The sequence below is a fragment of the Novipirellula sp. genome, assembly GCF_041583735.1.
Taxonomy (GTDB): Bacteria; Planctomycetota; Planctomycetia; order Pirellulales; family Pirellulaceae; genus Novipirellula.
This window is the reverse complement of record NZ_JBFHFD010000834.1, coordinates 1-3188: the sequence shown is the minus strand read 5'-3', so window position 1 is coordinate 3188 and position 3188 is coordinate 1. Positions and strand designations below refer to the sequence as shown.

General features: G+C 56.3%; 3 protein-coding genes. 2 read left to right on the top strand and 1 reads right to left on the bottom strand.

Annotated features, from left to right (window positions below; all coding sequences use genetic code 11):
• Positions 1-768, bottom strand: a 768-nt coding sequence (locus tag ABX962_RS33445) for a S1C family serine protease (protein WP_372726013.1), incomplete at its 3' end; no start/stop codon positions are given.
• Between ABX962_RS33445 and ABX962_RS33440 the strand changes: the two genes are divergently transcribed.
• Both ABX962_RS33440 and ABX962_RS33435 read left to right on the top strand, forming a co-directional pair.
• Positions 767-1108: a hypothetical protein gene (locus ABX962_RS33440; RefSeq protein ID WP_372726012.1), complete on the top strand. Its 342-nt coding sequence runs from the start codon at positions 767-769 to the stop codon at positions 1106-1108. The two genes, ABX962_RS33445 and ABX962_RS33440, sit on opposite strands and share 2 nt — an antisense overlap.
• 561 nt (positions 1109-1669) lie before the next feature.
• Positions 1670-3188: glucuronate isomerase (locus ABX962_RS33435; protein ID WP_372726011.1), on the top strand; the 1519-nt coding region annotated here is incomplete at its 3' end.

Below are 3188 nucleotides of genomic sequence, written 5' to 3'. Positions count from 1 at the left end.
GTTTCCAGGATTGACCGCCACATCGCTTTGCATGAAATCTTGGTACTGAGTGCTGGCTCGGACCAAGCGATGTTTGCCACTGAGGATGCCGAAGGTGACCGTGCGATCGAGTCCAAAGGGGCTGCCGACGGCCCACACCGGCGACCCCACGCGGCAGCGGTCGCTGTCACCCCAGCGGATCGGTATCAGTTTGTTGGAGTTGATTTTCAGGACGGCGAGATCGGTCAGCGGATCGGACCCCACTACCACCGCTGCGGTGCGTCTGCCATCGCTGAGCGTCACCATGACATCTTCGCCATCGGCAATCACATGGCGATTGGTGACAATGTAGCCTTCTTCGTCAACGATGACGCCACTGCCTTGATCTGAAGTCGTCAGCACCTCGGAGCGTCGGAAGCTGGTCGCGGATACGAGCGCATCGCCGGGGCGTCGTTTGACTTCGATGTGGACGACGCTGGGGGCGACCGCGGCGGTGACCATTTGATAGGCATCGCTCAGTGTGTCCAACGAAACGTTTTTGAGCCCTTCGCTGCCCCAATCCGTCTCAGCCCGTAATTCACCCCGATGCCACGAATAACGAATCTCTTCGACAATTTGAGGGACGGCGAAACGCGCCGCAGCCAACATCAATGCCATCGTCGCCAACAGCATCAAACTTTGCAGGATCGGATCGGGATGACGCTGCGATTTGCGGCTGGCTGGTTTGGCGTCGGACTGTTTCGAAGCATCGTCCTGCTTGCCGTTGGAATCGATTTCGCTCTTTGCCATGACCTGCTCTGCGGTGGTCGCGTCAAGCGTTTCGCAGGACGACGGCTCGTTGGTCGTTTGGACTTTGTTGGACTGGGGTGAGGGTGCCTGTATCGAAGCTGAGGAAACCGCTGCCGATTTGGTTTCCGCCGATTCGTTTTCTGCAGTCGACTTTATCAGCGAAGAGGAGGATGCAGCAGACGAATCGATTGCCGCAGATGGATCGGGCGTAGTGGGCGGCGAGGATACTTTCATCCGCACCAATGTGACTTCGACGGGAGGCGGAACCGGCGATGACGACGACCGCTGCGGTATTTCAACATCGCAAATTCGCGACAGATTCGGAGTTTGCGGATCGTGATGAGCCACATCGAAACGCGGCTTCCCACTGGATGACGCCGATGGCGGAGGCGATACAGAGCTTCGGTGTGACTTTTCCACTGAGTCGGAACCGCTTTGCGGCGAGTTGGTCGAGGGATTCGGAGTCGTCGATGACGCAGGATCAATAGGAAGCATGAGTGAACGGACTCCGATCGCACCGAGAACGTGCCCTTGATCGCTGATCGAGAAAAAGGGCTTGGATTGCGGTCCTATTGTAAAGCAGTGTCCTGCCAATCGGGAAATGATTTTTTGGCTTGGTGGGGATGGTTTTGCAGAACAAATGCTCAATCACCACCCTAATCGGGGCGGTGCTGCGGATTCGTTCGCTTCGCCTGGATTTGCGGGTTAGGGGACGAAGCGGGACGGTTGGATGGTGATTCGGGCAGTGCAGGCCGATTTGGGCAGGCACCGTTCTGTGCAGGGCAGGCACCGTTCTGTGGAGATTGTGCAATAGGGTCAAGACGAATCGCCTCGCAACAATGTATGCTAGGGGCCATCATTAAACCCTGTTTTTACGCATTCCCGCCGGCGCCCCAGAGTCATGTCGCATCCAGCCCGAGAGTCGATTTACCAAGCCATCGCCTCGATCCGATTGATCGATCCCCACACCCACATCAATCCGCATGCGCCGGCATCGCGAACGCTCGCCGATCTGCTGGGCTACCATTACTACACCGAACTTGCGCATTCCTCGGGGATGCCCAAGCACGAAATCGAAGAGCCGGGGATCTCGCCTCACGAACTGGTGCGTCGCTTGGTGCACAACCTCGGGCCAATCGAGAATACCTCTCAGTACCGCTGGCTGGTCGAAATCTGCAAGAAATTTTTTGGCTTCGAGGCCGATCGCATCGACACCTCCAACTGGGAATCGGTTTACGACGCTGCCGAGCGTTCAATGGCATCGGCTCAGTGGTCCCAAATGGTGCTGGATCAAAGCAACGTCGAAGCGGTTTTCCTGACTAATGATTTTGATGATGAATTGAGTGGGTTCGATACCAACACCTACATCCCGTGTTTGCGGACCGATGACTTGGTGTTCAAGTTGCACCAACGTGAAGTCCGCGAACGACTCGAGCGTTGCAGCGGCGTGGTGTTGAATGGTTCACTCGGCAGTCTGCGGAGTGCGATTCGTCAGCGGTTCGAACACTTCACGCAAAACGGAGCTCGCGCGTGTGCGATTTCGCTGCCGCCTTGGTTCGAGCCGACGATGGTCAACGAAGGCCGTGCGGCCAATGCACTTGCCGCCGTGCTGCGTCACGGTGAATCGGTCGATGCCGCCCATCTTGCGGCGCTGTCGCGAGCGGTCTTTTGGATGCTGGCCGAACTTTGTGACGAGTTCAAGTTGCCGTTCGATTTAATGATTGGGGTCAATCGTGGCGTCTATGCCGAAGGGGTGTTCCAAGGCCAAGATCTCTACGATTCGCGAGTCTCGTTGATCCAGTATCGCGAACTGTTCAACACATTCCCCGAAGTCAAGTTTCCTGTTTCGGTGCTGGCCAGTGTTACCAACCAGGAACTCGTCAGCTATGCCTGGATTTTTCCCAACGTGATCACCAACGGACATTGGTGGTACAGCAATACGCCTTCATTCATCCACCGCGATGCTGCGGGCCGACTCGAAGCGGTGCCACAAACCAAACAAATCGGCTACTACAGCGACGCCTACAAGCTGGAATTTGTGTGGCCCAAGTTTGACATGTATCGCAATATCTTGGCAAACATACTTGCCGAGCACTTTGTGGGCTTCAATGGCTGGAGCGAAGAGCAAGCGATTGAACTTGGGTACAAAGTATTGCGCGGCAACGTCGAAGAAATTTTCCCCTCTCGAGCGAGCGGTGACACCACGGAGTCCGCTGTTGAAATTTCCGCCCAGGAACCAGACGGTGCCGAGGATCTCGGCTCGATTGGTTTCGCCGATGCCGCACTTGCTGCGTCCTCTGCTGCGTTGACCGGAGAAGCGATCGGCGTGATCGAAGTCGATTCCGAATCGAGCGAATCGGACGAGGAGGTTTCGGTGTTGGAAACGATCGAGATTGACGAGGATTTTGAACCGCAGGATG

What these genes read in the sequence shown, in the direction of transcription:
- ABX962_RS33440 (WP_372726012.1), top strand. Translation starts at nt 767, where the DNA reads ATGACCTGCTCTGCGGTGGTCGCGTCAAGCGTTTCGCAGGACGACGGC.